Consider the following 21987-nt stretch of genomic DNA (forward strand, 5'->3'; position numbering starts at 1 on the left):
GTCTCAGCCCTTGGTCCGGAGGGCGGAGCGGCCGCCATCCACGCCGATGACTTGGCCGGTGATCCAGGCCGCCTCCTCGGAGACCAGGAAGGCGGCCAGGGCGCCGACATCCTCCGGACGCCCGAGCCGTTGGAGGGCATGCATGGCCGCAATCCCCTGCGCGAGGGTCTCGTTGCCGGTGATCCCCGCAGCGAGCGGCGTGCGCGTCAGCGAGGGCGCCACGACGTTGATGCGGATCTGGGGCGCGAGTTCGGCCGCCAGGGACAGCGCCAAGCCCTCTACGGCGCCTTTCGCCATGGCGACGGAGGCATGCGCGGCAAAACCCTGCGCCACCGCCACCGTCGAGAACAGGACGATCCCGGCCCCCGCCGCGCCGGCACCGGCCTTCAGCGCGCCCGCGGCGGCCTGCACCGCCGAGAAGGCACCGAGCGCATTGATGGCGAAGTCGCCCTCGACATCCGCCCGCGTCAACCGATTCAGCGGCCGCAGATTGATGGTGCCGACTGCGTAGACCAGCCCCGCGAGGTCCGGGCCCGCCGCCTCGGTCACGGCGGACGCGAAGTCCGGATCGGTGACGTCGCCCGCGGTGATGCGCGTCTCCCCCAGATCCTCGGCGACCTTAGACAGGCGATCCGCGTCCCGGGCCGCGAGATGCAGGGCGTAGCCTCGGGCGCGGAGGGCACGCGCCGTGGCAAGACCGATGCCTCCGGTTCCGCCGTAGATGATCACCCGACGCACGCCGAACCCCTTGCTACCCGCATTGGCACGATCAAGGTAAGGCGAGGGACGCTCCCGGGCAGACGGCGGATCCGCGCCCTCCACGTGCACAAGGTCGCAGGCGGCAAGGATGAAGTTCGCGTTCGCCGGCATCGACTTCCTCGGCGGAGTCTTCGAGGGACTGCTGGATGCCGGCTGGACGCCGGTGAAGCTGTTCACCCGCCCCTGTGACGGGATCTACGACCACAACGAAGTCATCGTCGCCCGCGCCCGGGCGCTGCGGCTGCCGATCCAGCTGTCGCGGATCCGCGAACGGGATATCGAGGCGCTCCAGGCCGAGCACGGCCGGGATTGGGCGCTCGTGGTCGCGGGATATCCCTGGCTCATCAAGGGCTGGAAGGGCCGCGCCGCCTACGGCCTCAACATCCACCCCTCCCCGCTTCCGACGGGCCGCGGCCCCTACCCGCTGTTCCGCGCCGTCCTCGACCGCTACGAGAGCTGGGGCGTCACCGCCCATGTCCTCGCCGACGGCTTCGACACCGGCGACATCCTCGCGCAGGATATCTTCGGCTTAAGTTCGCACGAGAGCCACGAGACCCTGCTGGCCAAGTGCCAGATGGCGGCCCGCCGTCTCGCCGCGGGCCCGCTCGGCCGTGAACTGCCCGCACGATGGCGGAGATCCGAGCCGCAGGGCGACGGCTCCTACTGGCCCCGTGCCACCGATTTCGACCGGACGCTCGATTTCCGGCAGGACGTCGCGACGGTCCTGCGCCGGGTGCGGGCCTTTGGCACGGTCGAGACGATCGCGCGGCTGGGAGATGCCCGGGTGTTCGTGGCGGAGGCCCAGGGCTGGCCGGAACGCCACGCGCACACGCCCGGGACGGTGGTGCACCGCCACCGCCGCCACGTCGTGGTCGCGGCCCTCGACGGCTACGTTCAGCTGACCCGCTGGTCGCCGGTGCCCCTCGCGGAAGCCGGGCAGGTCGGCCGCTGACCGACGCCGACCGGGAACCGAAGCGCCAACCCTGATGTTTCCGGCGGCCCAGGACATTACGGAGTCCGACATGTCGACACGCGCCAGCCTCGCCGCAGCCCTCGGGTTTGCCGCGCTGTTCACCGGCTCCGCCTTCGCGCAGGCGGTGATCGTGACCCCCGACGAGTTCGGCCCCGACGACGACGTGGTGGTGCGCGACTACATCGTGCGCCGACCCGTGGGGCCCGGGCCGATCGTCGGATCGATCCCGCTGCGTCCCGGCAGCATCGTGCCGCCCGACGTGCGTCTGGCCCCCTTCACGGAGGCCCCGAATCCGCGCCTGCGGCGTTTCGGCTACTTCGTGGCGCCGGGCGACAAGATCGTGGTCGTCGACCCCGAGACCCGTGCGGTGGTGCGAATCCTCGATCGCTGACGCCCCGCGGCGCGCGGCTCACCAGTCGCTGAGCGCCGCGCGCTTCCAGCGATCGGGCGCGACGCAGCGGTACTCGTAGGCCTCGTCCCAGGCGTGGTCCCCCGTGATGCAGGGTGCGCGGCTGCTCGCGGGCGGCCGCGGCTGTGTCTCGCGGAAAGAGGCGGCCTCGATCTGCCCGGTGTCGCTGACGCGCAGGACCGGTCCGGCTCCCGTGCCATAGACCAGATCGCGCCCGTCGAAGCCGAGGCTGCGGGAGAAGCCGCCGTCGCGGTTGCCGTCGAGCCCGATCGCCTGTCCGGCCGCGAGCAGCATCGGCACGCCGGTAAACCGCGCCGCGGCAGCGTCGATCCCGATGCCGTAGGTCCCCTCCCCCTGGAACGAGATCGCCCGGTCGGTGATGGATCCGGTGAGATTGCCCATGAGGATGCCGTAGCCGGTATGGGCCCCCGGCACGCCGCCGGTGGAGATCTGCAGACCGACCCGCTGGCGGTTCCGATCCGTCGTCGGCGATTGCGCCGAGACGTCGATCTCGGCGCCGATGCACGAGGCCACGGGGTCGGCCTCGTCGGTCATGTCGACGCAATTGAAGTTGCCGGCCCAGGACGGCCCCACCGGCCCCACCCCGTTCGGTTCCTTGAAGATCGTGCCATTGACGGCGACGTTCTGTGCCCCGGTGCTGGCGAGGGCGCGATTGTGCAGTTCGCCCGTGATCGTCCATTCGTAGCCGGCATTGTGCGGGCCGGTGGAGCCGAGCGCCCAGATCGCCTTGTAGGTGTGGGTGGCCTCACCCGACCCTTCGGGCACGTGCCGGTCGACCCGCAGGGTCGAGACCGGATCGAAGGCCTGCGGCCGGTTCCAGAGGAAGACGTGGCCGCCGTCCAGCCCCGGCACGCCGGTTCCCTGGACGCTCCGGGAAAGGGTCGGCAGCCAAGACTGATCGGGGACGGGCGCGGCTGACGGCGGCCGTCCGGGTGCCTCGGCGGCGCCGGAAAGCGGCAGACCGGCCGCGATGCTGGCCAGCAGGACCAAGCCAGGGCGGATGCGCATGATCGTCTCCGATATCCGTACGGCACGGCCGCGCCCGGAACCGGACGGGCGGCCGCCCCTCGGTGCGAGATAGGCTCTGCCAAGCGTCGCGGCGACATCCGCCCCGATTCGCTGGGCGGGTTGCGGATTCGGTGCCGGGCTCCCGATGTGATCTGATGCAGGCCGGATTTCGCCACCGGTTCGGACCCATGAAAGCCCTTCGTTTCCTGCGAATTTGGCTCCTGATATCGATCCCGCTGGGCCTCTTGGTCGGCAGGTTCATCAAGGTCGGCAAGGGACCGCCGTCGCCCGGAAAGGGCCCGCGGTGATTATGCGAACTCCCGCCGATAGACGCGCCACGTCTTGTCCTTCCGCCAGACGATCGGGGACCATCAATCATCTATTAGTAAATACCGCGCATTTTTACTGATATCGCGCCCATCAACGGATCCAGGCAGGAACCTCGGCCGTGTACCGCACCGCACGCCCTTACAGCGCCCTGGCGGAGCGACGGGCGACTGAGCGGAAGCCCACCGCCCTGCTGGCCTTTGCTCAGCAACGGGACGGCGCGCGTTATCCGTGTCAGGTCAGAAACATCTCCGATCGCGGCGCGATGTTGGAGTTCCTCGGCCAGCAGGCGGCGCTGCTCGAGAACGCGTTCGATCTAATGTTGACGAGTTCAGAAACGCGGCACGCGGTTCGCCTGATCTGGCGGACGGAGCAGACGGTCGGCGTGGCGTTCAGTCCGGATTCCGATTGAGGCACGCGCCGTCCCGGCTCAGGTCGCCAAGGTCGCCATGAGCATCAGTCCGAATGCCGGGAGCGTCAGCGCCAGGATGGCCAGGGCGTCGAGCGGTGCCGGCCGGCTCGCGGCGAGCCAGCGATGCTCGGCGAACTTCTCGGCTGCGAAACCGAAGAGAACCAAGCCGCAACCGATGAACGTGACAAGCGCGGACATGACCCGGCCCCTTTGCGGAACGCCGCACGGAAGCGTGCGCCTGCCCGGCAGTACCCGCCGCGGAGGCGTAAAGTTTCACCGCAGGTCCGCCGATCGCGAAAATCACCACCCGGGCGCCTACGGGTCCCTGCACTCCGGACACGACCGCAGGGCGGCACCGCGCCGGCATCTCCACCGTAGACCCGTGCCGAGCGCGTGCCCTCAGGGTCAGGGGGTTGCAATCCCGCGCAGATCCGTCGAGGCGGAAGCAAGCGGCATCGTTGAGGATTGTCGCAGGCAGCGGGGGGACTTCGACCTGTGAAGGCGAGCGGCAGCGGCGTGGCCGTGGGACATGAGGGCTGGTTGTACTGGGTCGGGCGCGCCGGCGAGGTGGAGGCCTTCTACGGCGACACCGCGACCTCGCGACGGATCCTCAGACGCTGGACCCGGCTGATCGGGCACCGGGCACGCCGCCTGGACGCCCTCGGAATCCGCCACGTGCATACCGTCGTCCCCGACAAGCTGGCGATCTATCCCGACCTGCTCGGCCGCCCCTTTCCGGGGCTCGACGACCCGCCGGGCGTCCGCCTCGCCCGATCGGTCGCCGCCGACAGCGGAGCTCCGATGGCGGATCTGCAGACGCCTCTCGTTGCCGCCCGGGGCGGCGAGCCGGTCTACCTGCGGACGGACACGCATTGGACCTATCGCGGCTATCTCATCGCCTATCGCGCCCTCTGCGAAGCCCTGAACGCACCGGTGGCGGACCATGTCTTTGCCGGCACCAGCACCCGCGAGACCTTCACCTTCGATCTCGGCGAGAAGCTCGTCCCTCCGGTCGACGAAGCGTATGTGGCTTACGATTTCCCGCGCCGTGCCGAACGGATCGACGCGAACGCGCTGGTCGAGGTTCGCGAGTCCGGACGCGCCGTGCGACCGCGCGGTCTGTTCGTCGGGTCGCGGGTCGTGCTGCAGAACAAAACGGCCCCTGATCAGCGGCGCGTGATCCTGTTCGGCGATTCCTACATCTACAGCCCGGGGGCGCGTCTCACCGCCATGCTGGCCGAGACCTTCCACGAGGTGCACGCGATCTGGTCGGCGAATATCGACTGGCGCTATGTCGAGGCGGTTCGGCCGGATGTCGTGATCTTCGAGATCGCGGAGCGTTTCCTGCGTCAGGTCCCCAACGACAGGATCCAGATCGATCGCTTCGCAGAGGCCCGAGCGCGCCGTGCCGTCCGCCCGACCCTCCGCGAACAGATCCGGCGCTGGCTGCGGTGAGACGATCACGCGGACGCCGTCGTCGGTTTCGGCCGCCCCTGACGATGGCGCCAAGCCCCGAAACCTTACATCATCGACTCGGCGAAAAAGGCCGGTCCATCGATGCGGCGGTGAAAAACGGCGAGAGCCCCGTCGCGGGGGCAACGGGGCTCTGCGTCAAAATCCGTGGCTGGGCTCAGTAGCCGGATCCGTAGTAACCCGGACCCCGGCTCAGGGCGCCCGCCGCAACGGCTCCGGCGGCCGCACCGGCGATGCCGAGACCGACCGCAGCCCCGGTCGAGATCCCGCGATGACGACGATAGCCGTAATCCCGGCGCGGGCCGTATCCACGATGATATCCGTGGCCGTATCCGTAGCCGTGATGCCGCCCGTAGCCATAGCCCTGCGCGTCCGCGCTGGTGGCACCGAGAGCTCCGATGGAGAGGCTCAGGGCGGAGATGAGTGCGAGCTTTCGCATCGATGAATCCTTCACGGTTACGTTGGGGGCCCAACCCAATACGCCGCAAAGAGGTTCCACCGCAGGTTCTGCGAGCGCCAGCGCAATCGGCAACGCACCGTCAATCTGAAAGGGAATGCCCGTCAACGACCGCGGGCGGTTCGCCGTTGCCGGTCAGCCGCGTCCGATGGGGATCACCAAGGGTGTGGTGAGCGCGCTGGGACTCGAACCCAGGACCTACAGATTAAAAGTCCGTTGCTCTACCAGCTGAGCTACGCGCTCGCGTCCCGGGCCGATCGCGGTGGCCCGTCGGGGACGGCGCGTCCGCAATAGGTGAGCGGGCCCGGGGGGTCAACATAAGGGACGTGGACAATCCTCAATCCGCCCTCAATCCGCGTCGCCGCGGCTCTGCTCCACGATGCCCCGGGCCTCAGCGAAGGCCGCGTCGGCATCGAGCTCCGTGGTGTCGAGCCGGATCGCGTCGTCGGCCATGCGCAGGGGTGCGGCGCTGCGGGATGCATCCCGGGCGTCGCGGGCCTCGATGTCGGCGAGGATCGTCGCGAAGGTCGCCGACTCGCCGCGGCCGACCAGTTCCCGATGGCGGCGGCGGGCGCGCTCCTCCGAGGACGCCGTGATGAACAGCTTCACCGAGGCCCCGGGGCAGACCACCGTGCCGATGTCGCGCCCGTCGAGCACCGCCCCCTGCGGATCGGCGGCAAAGCGGCGCTGCCAGGCGAGCAGGCCGGCCCGGACTTCCGGCACGGACGAGACGCGCGAGGCCGCCTCGCCCATGGCCCGGTCGCGCAGCCGCGGGTCGTCGAGCTTGCCGGCATCGAGGGCCTGGGCCGCCTGCGCCGCGGCCGCGGCATCCTCCAGCGACAGGCCTGCATCGAGCAGGGCCATAGCCACGGCCCTGTAGAGGAGCCCGGTGTCGAGATGCGACAGGCCGTAATGATCGGCCAGACGCTTGGCGAGCGTGCCCTTGCCGGATGCGGCCGGTCCGTCGATCGCGATGACGAGCGGCATGCCGGTCACGCCTCGATCCGGCCGCCGAGGGCCTGCATGGTCGGAAGGAAGCTCGGGAAGCTCGTGGCGATCATCGCGCCGTCATCCACCGTGACCGGGTTCCGTGCGGCGAGCCCCATGACGAGGAACGCCATGGCGATGCGGTGGTCGAGATGCGTCGCGACCGTTCCGCCGCCCGGCGCGGCGGCGCCGTCGCCCTCCACCACGAGGTCGTCGCCCTCCACCGCGTGGCGGACGCCGTTGGCGGCCAGCCCCGCCGCCACGGCGGCGAGGCGGTCCGATTCCTTGACCCGCAGCTCGTGCAGGCCGTTCATCCGGGTCCGGCCCTCGGCGAAGCTCGCCGCCACCGCCAGCACCGGGTACTCGTCGATCATCGCGGGCGCCCGCTCGGCCGGGACGTCGACGCCGGTCAGGCGGCTCGCGCGCACGCGCAGATCGGCCACGGTCTCGCCGCCCTCCTCCCGCTCCGCCACGCGCTCGATCTGCGCGCCCATCTCCAGGAGCGTCGTGATCAGCCCGATGCGCAGCGGGTTCATCATCACGCCTTCGATGACCACGTCGGAGCCGGGGACGATCAGCGCCGCCACCAGGGGGAAGGCCGCCGAAGACGGGTCGGCCGGCACCACGACATCGGTGCCGCGCAGGGTCGGCTGGCCGGTCAGCGCGACCTTGCGGCCGTGGCCGCCGGGACCATGCGGCTCGACGACGACCGTGGCGCCGAACAGGCGCAGCATCCGCTCGGTGTGGTCGCGGGTCGCGGCCGCCTCGATCACGGTGGTGACGCCGGGCGCGTTGAGGCCGGCGAGCAGCACCGCCGACTTGATCTGCGCCGAGGCCGCCGGGGTCTCGTAGGTGATCGGGATCGCCTCCTTGGGGCCCCGCAGGGTCAGGGGCACGCGGCCGCCCTCGGCTTCGGCTAGGACCTGGGTGCCCATCCGGGTGAGCGGGTCGAGGATGCGGCGCATCGGCCGCGAACGCAGGGAGGCGTCGCCGTCGAAGGTCGCGGTCACCGGCTGCCCACCGACCACGCCCATCATGAGGCGGGAGCCGGTGCCGGCATTGCCGAAATCGAGGACGTCGGCGGGATCGCCGAGGCCCCCGATGCCGACGCCCCGGACCCGCCAGCGTCCGGCCCCGAGGCGCTCGACGCCCGCGCCGAGCGCCTTCGCGGCGGCGGCGGTCCGCAGGACGTCATCGCCCTCCAGCAGCCCTTCGACCCGCGTCTCGCCCTGGCTGAGCAAGCCGAGGATCATCGCCCGATGCGAGATCGACTTGTCGCCGGGCGGCCGAAGGCGTCCGCGCAGCGGGGTGCCCGGCGCGGCGGTGAGGGGCTGTGGAGTCGAATCGTGCGACACGGGACGTCCGTTCGGGCTCTGACGAGTGGGCCTGGATCCGGCGCGTCGCGCGGCTCGGCCGCGGCGCTGCAATCGGACGGTGAAATCGCCGGGCGGTTAACACGGGTACCGGCCGGCGTCATCAATCCGATGTCTTCGTCGATCCTCCGGACGATCCTCCTGCCGATCCTCCCGCCGATCCTCCGTAGGACGCGGCCCGGAACGCCCTGCTCGGGCTCGATTGACAGGGACCGCCACCGCGACTAACGGGGCCCCTCCCCCGAGACAGAACTGACGACGAGGTGTCCGCCCGTGGCCCGACCGGAACTTGGCTTGAAGCGCCAGTGCATGAGCTGCGGCGCGAAGTTCTACGACCTCGCCCGAGATCCCGCCGTCTGCCCGAAATGCGGCGCGGTCTATCAGGCGGTGGCCACCTCGAGCCGTGCAGCGCCTCCGGCGCTGTCGCGGAGCGCGGCCAGCAACGACGATGAGGACGAGACGGACGAGAAGGGTCCGGAGCTGGTTTCCCTCGACGAGGTCGAAGCCGCCGAGGACGATGCGGATCCGACGCCCGAGGACGATTCGGTCGAGGACGGGGATACCGCCGACGACGACACCTTCCTGGAGGAAGAGGACGCCGGCGACGACGATGTCTCCGACCTGATCGACGGCGATATCGAGAACGACGAAGAGGGCTGAGGCGGTCGTCGCCTCCCCGATGAAAAACCCCCGGCGGCAGCGAAAAAGGGGGTTGAGTCCGCGGTGCGAGCCGCCTATAGAACCGGCCTCGCCGGACGCGATTTAGACCGGCGAGACCCCGCGGGACCCAACCCGCGGCGGATGCTAAAAGTGGGGCCTTAGCTCAGCTGGGAGAGCGCTTCCATGGCATGGAAGAGGTCATCGGTTCGATCCCGTTAGGCTCCACCATCCCACTCTCGCGTGACGCGGCCCTCCACGGGACGCGAAATGCAGTGAAAATTATGGGGCCTTAGCTCAGCTGGGAGAGCGCTTCCATGGCATGGAAGAGGTCATCGGTTCGATCCCGTTAGGCTCCACCATTCATCTCGCGCGCGACGCGGCCCATCGCGGCCTGCGTACCCGAGAACGAGACTTTCCAGATTTCGCCGTCGCGAGCGGACCCCGCTGCCACTGATGCACCGTGGGCGGCCGCGTCCGGTCAGCGGGTCAGGTGCCCGAGCGGCAGCGCGGTCGCGTACTTGACCTGCCCCAGGGCGAAGCTCGATCGGATGTTGGCCACCCCGGGGATCCGCGTGAGGTGGTCCAGGACGAGCTTCTGGTACTGGCCGAGATCCTCGACCACGACCCGCAGCATGTAGTCGGCCTCGCCGCTCATCAGATAGCACTCCATCACCTCGGGGCGGTTGCGCACCGCCTCGTCGAAGGCCTGGAGCGCGGCCTGGGTCTGTTTCTCGAGCGACACGTGGACGAACACGTTGACCGCGAGCCCGAGGCTCAGCGGGTCGACCACCGCCACGCAGCCGCGGATCACCCCCGCCTCCTTCAGGTCGTTGACGCGGCGCCAGCACGGCGACGTCGACAGGCCCACCCGCTCGGCGAGATCCGCGATGCTGATCTCGCTGTCCTGCTGCAGACATTCGAGAATGCGCAGGCTCGCGGCGTCGAGGGGGGCCGGTCGTGCGGGCATCGGTTCGGTCTCCAATCTGGCCGCCGCGAAGCGCAGCTTCCGACGACGACGGGCGAGGCGCTCCGGCCTCGCGACAGAGGCATATTTTGCCGCCTATCGCCCAAATCGCGGAATATCAATCCGGACATGGCGCGATGGAAGCAAATCTTCGGCATGTCCCGCCGTCCCGATCCCCGTATGATCGGGGGAATAAGGGAGGCCGCGTCGATGAACGCCATACCGCCGAAAGCCACGATCGCGCGGTCCGCCGAGGTCGATCACGACCCGGCCGAGACCCAGGACTGGCTCGCCGCGCTGGAATCCGTCTTCCGCACCGAGGGCGCGGCCCGGGCGCGGTTCATCCTCGACCGCCTGGAGCGGCGCTCGAAGGAGATCGGCATCCTCGACGAGGCCCTGCCCTACTCGCCCTACCGGAACACGGTTTCGCTGGAGAAGCAGCCGCGCTACCCCGGCGATCTCGACATCGAGGAGCGCCTGACCTCGATCATGCGCTGGAACGCGCTCGCCATGGTGGTGCGCGCCAACATGGCCTACGGCGAGCTCGGCGGCCACGTGGCCAGCTACGCCTCGGCGGCGGAGCTGTTCGAGGTCGGCTTCAACCACTTCTTCAAGGGCGGGACGGACGGCGACCTCGTCTATTTCCAGCCGCACTCGGCCCCCGGCGTCTACGCCCGGGCCTTCCTCGAGGGGCGGCTCTCCGAGGAGCAGCTGAAGCACTACCGCCAGGAGATCGCCGGCGACGGTCTGTGCTCCTATCCGCATCCCTGGCTGATGCCGGATTTCTGGCAGGTCCCCACCGGCTCGATGGGCATCGGGCCGATCCACGCGGTCTATCAGGCGCGGTTCATGCGCTACCTCGCCGACCGGGGCCTGGCCGACACGTCCGGCCGCCACGTCTGGGGCGTGTTCGGCGACGGCGAGATGGACGAGCCGGAGTCGATCGGCGGCCTCGCACTGGCGGCGCGCGAGAACCTCGACAACCTGACCTTCGTCATCAACTGCAACCTGCAGCGGCTCGACGGACCGGTGCGCGGCAACGGCCAGATCATCCAGGAGCTGGAGAGCCTGTTCCGGGGCGCGGGCTGGAACGTCATCAAGGTGCTGTGGGGTTCGGAGTGGGACGGGATCTTCGCCCGCGACACCAACCACGCCCTGCTGCGGCGCTTCGCCGACACGGTGGACGGCAAGTACCAGACGCTGGGCGCCAAGGACGGCGCCTACAACCTCGCCCACTTCTTCGGCGAGGATCCGGAGGTGCGCGAGCTCGTCGCCCACATGTCGGACGCCGATGTCGACCGGCTGAAGCGCGGCGGCCACGACTTCCGCAAGCTCTACGCGGCCTTCGCCGCCGCCAAGGCCACCAAGGGCCGGCCGACGGTGATCCTGGCCAAGACCAAGAAGGGCTACGGCATGGGCGGCGCGGGCGAGTCGCGCATGACCGCCCACCAGGCCAAGAAGCTCAACGTGGACGCGCTGCGCGCCTTCCGCGACCGGTTCGCCCTGCCGCTGTCGGATGCCCAGGTGGAGGGTCTGGCCTTCTACAAGCCGGCCGAGGACGGCGCCGAGATGCGCTACCTGCGCGAGCGCCGCGAGACGCTCGGCGGCGTCCTGCCGGCCCGCCGCCGCACGGCGCCGACCGTCTCGGTGCCGGCCCTCTCGACCTACGCGGGCTTCGCGCTCGAAGCGGGCGGCAAGGAGATGTCGACCACCACGGCGGTGGTGCGCCTATTCGGCAACCTCCTGAAGCACAAGGATCTCGGGCCGCGCATCGTCCCGATCGTCGCCGACGAGGCCCGGACCTTCGGCATGGCCAACCTGTTCCGGCAGGTCGGGATCTACGCGCCGCAGGGCCAGCTCTACGAGCCGGAGGATGCCGGCTCGATGCTCTACTACCGCGAGGCCCGGGACGGTCAGCTCCTGGAGGAAGGCATCACCGAGGCCGGGGCGATCTCGTCCTGGACGGCGGCGGCCACGGCCTACAGCGTCCACGGCCTGTCGATGCTGCCGTTCTACATCTACTACTCGATGTTCGGCTTCCAGCGGGTCGGCGACCTGATCTGGGCGGCGGCCGACCAACGGGCCCGCGGCTTCCTGATCGGCGCCACGGCGGGCCGGACCACGCTGGGCGGCGAGGGCCTTCAGCACCAGGACGGGTCGAGCCACATGCAGGCGGCCGCGATCCCGAACTGTCGGGCCTACGATCCGGCCTTCGCGTACGAGATGGCGGTGATCGTCGACCGGGGCGCCCGGGCGATGATGGAGGAGGGCGAGGACGCCTTCTACTACCTCACCGCGATGAACGAGAACTACGCCCAGCCCTCCATGCCGCAGGGGGCGGAGGCCGGGATCCTGAAGGGCATGTACCGGCTGTCGGGGCCCGAGGCCGGGCAAGGGACGGGCGCCGCCGCCGTGCGGCTTCTCGGCTCCGGGGCGATCCTGCCGGAGGTGATCGCGGCGGCGGAGCTGCTCGCGCAGGATTTCGGCGTCGCCGCCGAGGTGTTCAGCGTGACGAGCTTCAGCGAGCTGGCCCGCGACGCCCGCGAGGCCGAGCGGCAGGCGATGCTCAACCCGGAAGCCGAGGCGCCGGTCAGCCACGTGGCGGCGCTGCTGCCGGGCACGGCGCCCATCGTCGCGGCGAGCGACTACGTCCGGGCCTACCCGCAGCTGATCGCCTCCTATGTCGGCGCGCGCTTCGTCGCCCTCGGCACAGACGGGTTCGGGAGGAGCGACACCCGCAACGCGCTCCGCCGGTTCTTCGAGGTCGACCGGCAGCACGTGGTCATCGCGGCGCTGCACGCCCTGGCGGAAGCCGGGACGGTGCCGCGCGCCACGGTGGCGGACGCGATCCGCCGCTACGGCATCGCGGCGGACGCGCCCGCGCCCTGGACGATCTGAGGCCAACCGGCGAACCCACCCGCGACCTCATCCTGAGGTGCGCGCGCAGCGCGCCTCGAAGGAGCTCTCCAGCCGGCCGTGCGATCCCTGGAGCCCTCCTTCGAGGCCTCCGCTGCGCTCCGGCGCCTCAGGATGAGGGCGTGGCTGGGAGATCCGGCGCGTCGACGACATCGCGCCTCTCTTCCCCTGCCCGCACGCGGACAGGCCGTAACAGCCTTCCAGCAACCGGAATTCCACCCGCATGAGCGCCGCGCTGCAGATCGCCCTTCCGGATATCGGCGACTATCGGGACGTGCCGGTCATCGAGCTTCTGGTGAAGCCCGGCGACCGCCTCGCGGTGGACGACCTGATCCTCAGCATCGAGTCCGACAAGGCCACCATGGAGGTTCCCTCCCCGGTCGCCGGCATCGTCCGCGAGTTGCTGGTCTCCGTGGGGTCGAAGGTGTCGGAAGGAACCCCGATCCTGACGGTGGAGCCCGCGGAGGGCAGCGGGGCCGCACCGGTGCCGGACGCCCCCCCCGCTGCCGCGGCCGCGTCGTCCCCCGAGCGGAGCGCGGGTCCCCTTTCCCGTTCGGGAGAGGGACAGAGTGAGGCATCAGGGTTGTCCGGAGACGGCGCCCCCCTCACCCCAACTCTCTCCCGGACGGGAGAGGGAGCCGGTCGCGCCTCGCCGGAGCCGATACAGGCCGATCCGATCCAGGCGAACCGCGGCGCGGTGCATGCCAGCCCGTCCGTCCGCCAACTCGCCCGCGAGCTCGGCGTGGAGCTGGACCGCGTCGCCGCCACCGGGCCCAAAGGGCGGATCCTGCGCGAGGACGTACACGCCTTCGTCAAGGCGGCGCTCGGCGCGCCGGTCCCGGCGCCCGCCGCCGCGTCCGGCATCGGCGCCGGCCTGCCGCCCTGGCCGGACGTGGACTTCGCCAAATACGGCCCGGTCCGGCGCGAACCGCTGTCGCGCATCCAGAGTCTCTCGGGGGCCAATCTCAGCCGCAACTGGCTCACGATCCCGCACGTGACCAATTTCGACCGGGCCGACGTCACCGAGATCGAGTCGTTCCGGGTCGGCCTGAACACGGAGACCCGCACGCCGCCCGCGAAGGTCACCATGGTGGCCTTCCTGATCAAGGCGGCGGCCTCGGCGCTGCGCGCCTACCCGCGCTTCAATTCCTCCCTGGCGGGCGGCGAGCTGGTCCTGAAGGACTACGTCCATGTCGGCTTCGCGGTGGACACGCCGAAGGGCCTGATGGTGCCGGTGGTGCGCGACTGCGACCGCAAGGGCCTGATCGAGATCGCCACCGAGATGGCCGCGATGGCCGAGAAGGCCCGGGTAGGAACCCTCCCGGGCTCGGACATGCAGGGCGGCTGCTTCTCGGTCTCGTCGCTCGGCGGCATCGGCGGCGACGGCTTCACGCCGATCATCAACGCCCCCGAGGTCGCGATCCTGGGCGCGGCGCGCTCGCGCACCGAGGCGGTGTGGGACGGCAAAGCCTTCCAGCCGCGCCTGATCCTCCCCTTGAGCCTCTCCTGGGACCACCGCGTCGTGGACGGCGTCGCCGCCGCCCGCTTCCTCGGCCATGTGGCGTCGGTCCTCTCGGACCTCCGCCGCGCCCTCCTGTAACCGCCGCCGCCATGCCCGAGACCCTCGACATCCGCGTCCCCGATCTCGGGGATTACGCCGACGTGCCCGTCATCGAGATCCCGGTGGCGCCCGGCCAGCCGGTCGCCAAGGACCAGACCCTGCTGGTGGTCGAATCCGACAAGGCGACGCTGGACATCCCCTCCCCGGCGGCGGGCCGCCTCGTGGAGATGCTGGTCGGCCTCGGAGACACGGTCTCGGCCGGCACTCTCGTCGCCCGCCTCGCGGTGGAGGCGCCCGAGGTGCGCACCGAGCCGGCACCTATGCCGGCCCCCGCCGCGCCGCCACCGAAGCGGCAGGCGGAGGCGGGCTGCGACCTCCTGGTGATCGGCGGCGGACCGGGCGGCTACTCGGCCGCCTTCCGGGCCGCCGATCTCGGGCAGCGGGTGATCCTGGTGGAGCGTGACGCGACCCTCGGCGGCGTCTGCCTCAACGTGGGCTGCATTCCCTCGAAGGCGCTGCTCCACGTGGCTGCGGTGACCGAGGAGGCCGTCCGGCTGGCCGCGCACGGGATCAGCTTCGGCGCACCGACGGTCGACCTGGAAAAGCTCCGGAGCTTCAAGGCCGGCACCGTCCGGCGCCTCACCGACGGGCTCGCCCAGATGGCGCGCCAGCGCAAGGTCGAGGTGATCCGCGGGACCGCACGCTTCACGGGCCCGAGCGCGGTCTCGGTGGCGCTGCATGGCGGCGACACGCGCCACGTCACCTTCGCCAGCGCCATCGTGGCCGCGGGCTCGTCGCCGGTGGCGCTGGCGATGCTGCCGGACGATCCCCGCATCGTGGATTCCACGGGGGCGCTGGAGCTGCCCTTTGTGCCGCGCCGGTTGCTGGTGATCGGCGGTGGCATCATCGGCCTGGAGATGGCGACCGTCTACAGCGCACTGGGCGCCCGGGTCGACGTGGTCGAACGCCTGCCGAACCTGCTGGAGGGCGTCGACCGAGATCTCGTGGCGGTCTGGACGAAGCGGAACGCGCATCGGTTCGACCAGTTTCGCACGGGTACGGAGGTGATGGCGGCAGAGGCGACACCGGAGGGCATCGCCGTATCTATCGCTGGCGAGGCCGAGCCGCAGACCTACGACCTCGTACTCCAGGCCGCGGGGCGTCGTCCGAACGGCGCGAACCTGGGCCTCGACGCCGCCGGCGTGGTGCTGGATGGCGGCTTCGTGCCCGTGGACGCGCAGATGCGGACCAGCGTGCCGCATATTCTCGCCATCGGTGATCTCGTCGGGCAGCCAATGCTCGCCCACAAGGCCGTCCACCAGGGGCACGTGGCCGCCGAGGTGGCCGCCGGCCACAAGGCCGGCTTCGATGCCGCCGTGATCCCCTCGGTGGCCTACACCGATCCCGAGATCGCCTGGGTGGGCTTGACGGAAACGGCGGCCAAGGCCTCGGGGCGGGCCGTGGAGGTCGCCCGCTTCCCCTGGGCGGCCTCGGGCCGGGCCATCGCCAACGGCGCCGATTACGGTCTGACGAAGCTGCTGTTCGATGCGCAGACCAAGCGCGTTGTCGGCGGCGCCATCGTCGGCCCGAGCGCGGGCGACATGATCGGCGAGGTCGCGCTGGGAATCGAGATGGGCGCCGATGCCACCGACATCGCCCGGACCATCCATCCCCATCCGACCCTCGGCGAGACGATCGGCCTCGCGGCCGAAGCCGGCCTCGGGCTCTGCACCGACCTGCCGCCGGTCGGGCGCCGGTAGGATCATCTTCGCCAGGGGACGGGTCCGCTAGGCGGCGGGCAGCTCGACGGATGGACGCGTCTTGTATAGATCTTGGCCCGCGTCGCCGACTCGGCCAGGAAACAGCCCGGTCAGCACGTTCTGCCGGGCCTCGACGCTGCGGCGATCGGCGAAGACCTGGTATTTCGACTGGGAGGACATGGCTCGAGATGCTGTGGCACACCGGAAAGTCTTTCCGCCATGCCCTTTGTATTTCGCCATACTTGGCACGGGATCGATCGACGCGCGACGGCCGTCGAACCCGGCAGCCCGCATTCCGCCGGTGGGCGCTGCGCGTGGCTCTGGCGGCGCTTGTCCCGATGACCGGGTCGCCAAGTTCTGCGCGCGATGGGGCGTCCGTGTCCGGTCCTGCCGCCGCGCCGGCGCCGGCTGAAAGCCCGCAGGCGCTCATCGCCTCGCTGCGGAGCCGCATTCTCGCGGCTCACAGCGCGACCTTCGCCCTCGAAAGCTGGTGTGCCGACCACAAGCTTGCGGGGGATCCTCACCTCGTCGCCGAGCGGATACCGGTGGCGGACAAGCCTCTGACGGCGGTGCAGCGGGCGCGGCTGGCGATCGGGCCGGACGAGCCCGTGCGCTATCGCCGGGTCCGCCTCGCCTGCGGCGACCGCGTCCTGTCGGAAGCGGACAATTGGTATGTGCCCGCACGCCTCACGCCGGAGATGAACGCGACGCTGGACAGCACGCGGACGCCCTTCGGCCGGGTCGTGCGTCCCCTCGCCCCGGTTCGCGACACCGTCGCGGTTCGCGCGCCGGACCAGCGCACGGATCCGGGCCCCGACGATCCGCTCTTCGAGATCGATGCCGTGCTCTCGACTGCCGCCGGCGAGCCGTTCTGCGAGGTGGTCGAGACTTATCTGGGCAGTGCGCTGCCCCGAGCATCGCGCTAAGTACCCATCCGCATTCTGGACAGGAGAGGACCAGGGATGGGTTCGAGGCTTCGTCGCTCGATTCTGACACTGCTCGCGATGGGCACGGCGTGCGGTCCGGTTCTGGCGGCCGACCCGGCTGGCTTCTGGCTCACGGAGACCGGCAGTTCCCGCGTCCGCATCACGCCCTGCGGGAGCGGCTTCTGTGGGACGATCGCCAGCGCACCGGGGAAGGGACTCGACGCGAAGAATCCGGATCCGGCCTTGCGCGGTCGCAGCGTCGTGGGCGTTCAGATCCTCGACGCGCGTCAACCCCAAGGCGGCGGCTACTCGGGTTCCCTCTACAATCCGAACGACGGCAAGACCTATTCCGGTTCGCTGAAGCTCACGGGCCCGGATACGCTCGAAGTCTCCGGTTGCGTGATGAGCGTATTCTGCAAGCAGCAGACCTGGACGCGCGTCAAATGATAGACGCCCCCGCAGGCCGGCGCCGGCGCTGCAACGATTCAGGATCGGGTCTGCGCCGTTGAGGTCGCGTGGGTCAGAAACAGAAACGGGGGCTCATGACCCAGCCCCTCCTCGCCCGCCTCATTGGCCTGCCCGCCTTCGCGCCGGACCCAGTCCAGGCACAGTCGCGCCCGCGCCTCGGGCGTTGTGAGCCAGCAGAGCGACACTACCGGTCACGCCGCGACCGGGACCCACTGCCCCACCGGTCGGCCGGACGACAGGATGGCGACCGATCTGGCCGCAGCGGGCAACGCCAATCCCCCGTCGCGGGCGACACCGCGGGGCAGCGACGGTGGCGGAAACACGTAAGCCGCCGAGGGCGGGACCCCGACCACCCCGCCGCTCGCCTCCACGGCCGCACCGGAGACGGCTTAAGTCCTTGCGGGGGCGTCTCAGGCCGCTTCGGTGAGAGCCTGCGCGATGGCGTCAAGGGCGGCCTCGGCTCCGGCTCCGTTCGGCCCGCCGGCCTGCGCCATGTCGCGCCGGCCTCCGCCTCCCTTGCCGCCGAGCGCGCCCGCTCCAGCCCGCACGAGCCCGACGGCATCGTAGCGCCCGGTCAGGTCGTCCGTGACCCCAACGACCAGACCCGCCTTGCCGTCCGGGGCGACGCCGACCACTGCCACGATGCCGGAGCCCAGACGCTTCTTCTCCTCATCGACGATCGGCTTGAGGTCGCGCATGTCGAGCCCTTCCACCACCGAGCGGCGGAAGGCCACGCCGCCGATCTCAGTTTGCTGAGCGCCGGAGCCCGGACCACCCTCGCCGCCCATGGCGAGCTTCCGGCGGGTCTCGGCCAGTTCACGCTCAAGGCGCCGCCGATCCTCCATCAGTGACGTCAGACGATCGGGCGCCTCGGAGACCGGAGCCTTGAGAATGCCGGCCAGCGCCGCCAGGGTCCGGGCCTCCTCGGCCCGATGATGACGCGCCGCGTCGGCCGTAAGAGCCTCGATCCGGCGCACGCCGGCCCCCACCGCGCTCTCGCCCACGATGGTGATCGCTCCGATGTCGCCGGTGCGCCCGGCGTGGGTGCCGCCGCACAGTTCGACCGAGAAGGTCTTTGGCCGGCCCTGCGCGGCCTCCTCGTCGATGGGCAGCCCCATCGAGACCACCCGCACCTCGTCGCCGTACTTCTCGCCGAACAACGCCCTGGCGCCCGACGCGATGGCGTCGTCCACGGCCATCAGCTTGGTCACGACCGGCGCGTTCTGCAGCAGCACGGCGTTGGCGATGTCCTCCACCCGGGCGAGTTCATCCGCCTCGATGGGCTTCGGGTGGCTGATGTCGAAACGCAGACGATCGGGGCTCACGAGCGAGCCCTTCTGCGCGACGTGATCGCCCAGCACCTGCCGCAGAGCCTCATGCAGCAGATGGGTCGCCGAGTGGTTGGCCCGGATCGCCTTGCGGCGGACATGGTCGACCTTGAGCTCTACCGGCTGGTCGAGGCCCAAGCTTCCCTCCTCCACGGTCACGTGGTGGACGAAGAGGTCGCCGAGCTTCTTCTGGGTGTCGGTCACCCGCACCCGCACGCCCGGCGCCAGGATCAGGCCGGTATCGCCGACCTGGCCGCCCGATTCCCCGTAGAACGGCGTCTGGTTGACGAGGACGAGGCCGGTCTGGCCGGCGTCGAGGCTCTGTACCTCGGCGCCGTCGCGCAGCAGCGCCGTGACGATGCCCTCGGCCGTCTCGGTCTCATAGCCCAGGAACTCGGTGGCACCGACGCGCTCGCGCAGGCCGAACCACACCGTCTCGGTGGCCGCCTCGCCCGAGCCCTTCCAGGCCTCGCGGGCCGCCTGCTTCTGACGCTGCATCGCCGCCGAGAAGGCGTCGGTATCGACGCCGATGCCACGGGCCTTCAGGGCGTCCTGCGTCAGGTCGAGGGGGAAGCCGTAGGTATCGTAAAGGGTGAACGCGGTCTCGCCGGAGAGCTTGTCGCCCTGCTTGAGATCGCGGCTCTCGGCGTCGAGGATCGACAGGCCCCGCTCGAGGGTGCGGCGGAAGCGGGTCTCCTCCAGCTTCAGGGTCTCGGCGATCAGGCTCTCGGCCCGCATCAACTCCGGATAGGCTTGGCCCATCTCGCGCACCAGCGTCGGGACGAGGCGGAACATGGTGGGCTCGCGGGCGCCCAGGATCTCGGCGTGGCGCATGGCGCGGCGCATGATCCGGCGCAGCACGTAGCCGCGCCCTTCGTTACCGGGCAGCACGCCGTCGGCCACCAGGAAGGAGGCCGCCCGCAGGTGGTCGGCGATCACCCGGTAGGATGCGAGCGTCGCCGGCTCCGGCGCCCGCGACACGGCGTGGGCCACGGCGTCGATGAGGGCGCGGAACAGGTCGGTGTCGTAGTTCGAGTGGACGCCCTGGAGGATCGCCGCCATGCGCTCCAGGCCCATGCCGGTGTCGATCGACGGCCGCGGCAGCGGGTTGCGGACGCCCGGCTCCAGCTGCTCGTACTGCATGAACACGAGGTTCCAGAACTCCAGGAACCGGTCGCCGTCCTCGTCCGGAGAGCCGGGCGGCCCGCCCTGCAGCGCCGGCCCCTGGTCGATGAAGATCTCCGAGCAGGGACCGCAGGGGCCGGTATCGCCCATCTGCCAGAAGTTGTCGGAGGTCCCGATCCGGATGATCTTCTCGTCCGGGAAGCCGGCGATCTTCTTCCACAGGCCGGCGGCCTCGTCGTCGTCGGCGTAGACGGTGACGAGGAGCCTGTCGGATTTGAGGCCGAATTCCTTCGTGATCAGGGTCCAGGCCAGCTCGATCGCCCGGTCCTTGAAATAGTCGCCAAACGAGAAGTTGCCGAGCATCTCGAAGAAGGTGTGGTGACGTGCCGTGTACCCGACATTGTCGAGGTCGTTGTGCTTGCCGCCGGCCCGCACGCATTTCTGCGCCGTCGTCGCCCGGTCGTAGGCGCGCTTCTCCATCCCCGTGAAGACGTTCTTGAACTGCACCATGCCGGCGTTCGTGAACATGAGCGTCGGATCGTTCTTCGGCACGAGGCTCGAGGAGGGCACGACCTCGTGTCCCGCCTTGGCGAAGTAGTCGAGGAAGGTCGACCGGATCTCGTTGACGCCGCTCATCGGGGCTGACTCTGGCAGGACGGACGGGAAAGGGCGGCCGCGCGTCATCCGCCCGGCGCCCGCATGGCGCCCTCTTAAGGAGGGATGCCGCGCGAGTCACGGGCGGCCTGCCCCGAAATCTCCCCGGGACGCCGCAACTCGGCCACAAGCACGGCCGTGTTGTCGCCACATCTGTCAAGCGATGGTGAGTCCGTAGCGCCACAACGGCGTGTGGAGAGTCGGGATAACGATGCAGGGCCGCACGGTCGGATCGCCGAGGACCATCACCGGCAAGCAGAGCCATTTCGGCTCGAACCGCGCCGACGTGATCGCCGCACAGCCCATGCTGGGCCGTGCCCATGGCAGCCGCCCCGCGCTGTTCCGCTCGCTGCTCACCGTGTCGATGATCGCCGGCGGCCTCAGCGCCGCGCTGATCGGATCGGGCGTGGATCTCGCCAAGGTCGGCCTGTCGCCGGCCGTGTCCACGGCGGAAGCCGCTACCGAACTCCCGATGCCGCGCCCGCGCATCCACACAGTCGCCCTCAATACCGAGCTCGACCAGACGCCGCTCCGCGCCGCCTCCAGTTTCGCCCCCGTGCACGATCTCGACACCGATCTCGGCTCCAACACGGTCGACCGCGTGTCGTACGACTTCCTTCTCTCCGAGAGCGCCGCCGGCGACCCCAACGACATTCTCGAATTCGGCCCGATGAAGATCCGGCGCCACTTGGTGCAGACGATCGTGCGGGCGGCCCAGGCCGTTCAGACCGATCCGGTGCTGCTGATGGCAGTTGCCGACAAGGAGTCGAGCTTCGTCACGGCCGTTCAGGCCAAGACTTCCTCAGCGACGGGCCTCTTCCAGTTCATTGAGCGGACCTGGCTCGGTGTGGTCCGCGACTTCGGGCCCAAATACGGGCTGGAGAAGGAGGCCGCGTCGATCACGTCCGACGCCAACGACCGGCCGGTGATCGCCGATCAGGCGGAACGCGCCCGTGTGCTGGAGCTGCGCCGCGACCCGTACCTGTCGGCCCTGATGGCCGGCGAGATGCTGAAGCGCGACGCGGCCCGCATCGCCCTGCGCATCGGCCGCGAGCTGACCCTCGGCGAGGTCTACCTCGCCCACTTCCTCGGGCCGGACGATGCCGGGGAGTTCCTCGCCAACGTCGTGAATAAGCCGGCCGCCGCCGCGGCGGCCCTGCTCCCGGGCCCGGCCCGGGCCAACCGCTCGATATTCTTCGCCGCCGGGCGCTTCGTCGGGCGCGGACGTCACCGCAAGCCGATGAGCCTGTCGGTGGCACAGGTCCACGAGAAGTTCGAGGCGATGATGAGCACCCGCGGCACGCGCTATCAGAACGTCCGCGAAGTGTCCGGGATCATGGCTTACGCCGACGCCGACCTGGGCCTCGCCACGCCGTAACGGGCGGCGGGTGCGATGCGGGATTCCCAACGTCGCGCGCAACCAGGG

At 70.2% G+C, this 21987-nt stretch carries 19 protein-coding genes and 3 tRNA genes; 13 read left to right on the plus strand and 9 right to left on the minus strand.

What is annotated here, in order from left to right:
* Nucleotides 1-3 precede the first annotated feature (3 nt).
* A complete protein-coding gene (locus tag PQI07_RS04775) occupies nucleotides 4-738 on the minus strand; it encodes an SDR family NAD(P)-dependent oxidoreductase (protein ID WP_075381444.1) in 735 nt (244 codons plus the stop codon).
* 109 nt (nucleotides 739-847) lie between these two features.
* Here PQI07_RS04775 and PQI07_RS04780 point away from each other — a divergent pair, with 109 nt between their 5' ends.
* Both PQI07_RS04780 and PQI07_RS04785 read left to right on the plus strand, forming a co-directional pair.
* A complete protein-coding gene (locus tag PQI07_RS04780) occupies nucleotides 848-1711 on the plus strand; it encodes a formyltransferase family protein (RefSeq protein WP_043381630.1) in 864 nt (287 codons plus the stop codon).
* 70 nt (nucleotides 1712-1781) lie between these two features.
* Nucleotides 1782-2123: a hypothetical protein gene (locus PQI07_RS04785; RefSeq protein WP_043350294.1), complete on the plus strand. Its 342-nt coding sequence runs from the start codon at nucleotides 1782-1784 to the stop codon at nucleotides 2121-2123.
* An 18-nt stretch (nucleotides 2124-2141) separates the two neighbouring features.
* Here the strand turns inward: PQI07_RS04785 and PQI07_RS04790 are convergent, their stop codons facing one another.
* Nucleotides 2142-3170: a hypothetical protein gene (locus PQI07_RS04790; RefSeq protein WP_274926165.1), complete on the minus strand. Its 1029-nt coding sequence runs from the start codon at nucleotides 3168-3170 to the stop codon at nucleotides 2142-2144.
* A gap of 448 nt (nucleotides 3171-3618) precedes the next feature.
* On the opposite strand from PQI07_RS04790, the gene PQI07_RS04795 reads away from it, so the two are divergent.
* Complete coding sequence (locus tag PQI07_RS04795) at nucleotides 3619-3909, plus strand: PilZ domain-containing protein (protein ID WP_274926166.1); 291 nt, start codon at nucleotides 3619-3621, stop codon at nucleotides 3907-3909.
* Between the two features lie 18 nt (nucleotides 3910-3927).
* Here PQI07_RS04795 and PQI07_RS04800 read toward each other — a convergent pair whose 3' ends face one another.
* Nucleotides 3928-4107, minus strand: a complete 180-nt coding sequence (locus PQI07_RS04800) for a hypothetical protein (protein WP_043350277.1) — start codon at nucleotides 4105-4107, stop codon at nucleotides 3928-3930.
* A gap of 318 nt (nucleotides 4108-4425) precedes the next feature.
* Here PQI07_RS04800 and PQI07_RS04805 point away from each other — a divergent pair, with 318 nt between their 5' ends.
* Nucleotides 4426-5364 (plus strand): alginate O-acetyltransferase AlgX-related protein, encoded by a 939-nt coding sequence (locus PQI07_RS04805; RefSeq protein ID WP_244538871.1) that lies wholly within the window; start codon nucleotides 4426-4428, stop codon nucleotides 5362-5364.
* A gap of 175 nt (nucleotides 5365-5539) precedes the next feature.
* Here the strand turns inward: PQI07_RS04805 and PQI07_RS04810 are convergent, their stop codons facing one another.
* The 4 genes from PQI07_RS04810 to aroA form a co-directional block, all read right to left on the minus strand.
* Nucleotides 5540-5821, minus strand: coding sequence for a hypothetical protein (locus PQI07_RS04810; RefSeq protein WP_043350305.1), 282 nt, complete (start codon nucleotides 5819-5821; stop codon nucleotides 5540-5542).
* A 185-nt stretch (nucleotides 5822-6006) separates the two neighbouring features.
* Nucleotides 6007-6082, minus strand: a tRNA-Lys gene (locus PQI07_RS04815).
* A gap of 105 nt (nucleotides 6083-6187) precedes the next feature.
* Nucleotides 6188-6826: a (d)CMP kinase gene (cmk, locus tag PQI07_RS04820; RefSeq protein WP_274927685.1), complete on the minus strand. Its 639-nt coding sequence runs from the start codon at nucleotides 6824-6826 to the stop codon at nucleotides 6188-6190.
* A 5-nt stretch (nucleotides 6827-6831) separates the two neighbouring features.
* On the minus strand, nucleotides 6832-8181 hold the full coding sequence (gene aroA / locus PQI07_RS04825; RefSeq protein WP_043381639.1) for a 3-phosphoshikimate 1-carboxyvinyltransferase: 1350 nt from the start codon (nucleotides 8179-8181) through the stop codon (nucleotides 6832-6834).
* Between the two features lie 291 nt (nucleotides 8182-8472).
* Here aroA and PQI07_RS04830 point away from each other — a divergent pair, with 291 nt between their 5' ends.
* From PQI07_RS04830 to PQI07_RS04840, 3 genes are all read left to right on the plus strand, one after another.
* The gene (locus tag PQI07_RS04830) at nucleotides 8473-8859 is read left to right on the plus strand and encodes a TIGR02300 family protein (RefSeq protein WP_075381438.1); all 387 of its coding nucleotides are present in this window, start codon (nucleotides 8473-8475) and stop codon (nucleotides 8857-8859) included.
* Nucleotides 8860-9011: 152 nt separating this feature from the next.
* Nucleotides 9012-9087 (plus strand) — tRNA-Ala (locus PQI07_RS04835).
* A gap of 55 nt (nucleotides 9088-9142) precedes the next feature.
* A tRNA-Ala gene (locus tag PQI07_RS04840) sits at nucleotides 9143-9218 on the plus strand.
* A 119-nt stretch (nucleotides 9219-9337) separates the two neighbouring features.
* Here the strand turns inward: PQI07_RS04840 and PQI07_RS04845 are convergent.
* Nucleotides 9338-9826 carry an Lrp/AsnC family transcriptional regulator gene (locus PQI07_RS04845; protein ID WP_043354596.1) on the minus strand — a complete coding sequence of 163 codons (489 nt, stop codon included), beginning with the start codon at nucleotides 9824-9826 and terminating at the stop codon, nucleotides 9338-9340.
* Between the two features lie 207 nt (nucleotides 9827-10033).
* Here PQI07_RS04845 and mdeB point away from each other — a divergent pair, with 207 nt between their 5' ends.
* The 5 genes from mdeB (at nucleotide 10034) to PQI07_RS04870 (ending at nucleotide 17433) form a co-directional block, all read left to right on the plus strand.
* Complete coding sequence (gene mdeB / locus PQI07_RS04850) at nucleotides 10034-12721, plus strand: alpha-ketoglutarate dehydrogenase (RefSeq protein WP_274926167.1); 2688 nt, start codon at nucleotides 10034-10036, stop codon at nucleotides 12719-12721.
* A 241-nt stretch (nucleotides 12722-12962) separates the two neighbouring features.
* On the plus strand, nucleotides 12963-14339 hold the full coding sequence (locus PQI07_RS04855) for a 2-oxo acid dehydrogenase subunit E2 (protein WP_274926168.1): 1377 nt from the start codon (nucleotides 12963-12965) through the stop codon (nucleotides 14337-14339).
* Between the two features lie 11 nt (nucleotides 14340-14350).
* Complete coding sequence (lpdA, locus tag PQI07_RS04860) at nucleotides 14351-16060, plus strand: dihydrolipoyl dehydrogenase (RefSeq protein ID WP_274926169.1); 1710 nt, start codon at nucleotides 14351-14353, stop codon at nucleotides 16058-16060.
* A 338-nt stretch (nucleotides 16061-16398) separates the two neighbouring features.
* Nucleotides 16399-16986, plus strand: coding sequence for a hypothetical protein (locus tag PQI07_RS04865; protein WP_043381805.1), 588 nt, complete (start codon nucleotides 16399-16401; stop codon nucleotides 16984-16986).
* A 36-nt stretch (nucleotides 16987-17022) separates the two neighbouring features.
* Complete coding sequence (locus PQI07_RS04870) at nucleotides 17023-17433, plus strand: DUF2147 domain-containing protein (protein WP_274926170.1); 411 nt, start codon at nucleotides 17023-17025, stop codon at nucleotides 17431-17433.
* Nucleotides 17434-17864: 431 nt separating this feature from the next.
* Here PQI07_RS04870 and alaS read toward each other — a convergent pair whose 3' ends face one another.
* Nucleotides 17865-20543 (minus strand): alanine--tRNA ligase, encoded by a 2679-nt coding sequence (gene alaS / locus PQI07_RS04875; RefSeq protein ID WP_274926171.1) that lies wholly within the window; start codon nucleotides 20541-20543, stop codon nucleotides 17865-17867.
* A 229-nt stretch (nucleotides 20544-20772) separates the two neighbouring features.
* Here alaS and PQI07_RS04880 point away from each other — a divergent pair, with 229 nt between their 5' ends.
* Complete coding sequence (locus PQI07_RS04880) at nucleotides 20773-21939, plus strand: transglycosylase SLT domain-containing protein (RefSeq protein WP_043760503.1); 1167 nt, start codon at nucleotides 20773-20775, stop codon at nucleotides 21937-21939.
* Nucleotides 21940-21987: the final 48 nt, after the last annotated feature.

This window comes from Methylobacterium sp. 092160098-2 (assembly GCF_028920805.1).
Taxonomy (GTDB): Bacteria; Pseudomonadota; Alphaproteobacteria; order Rhizobiales; family Beijerinckiaceae; genus Methylobacterium; species Methylobacterium fujisawaense.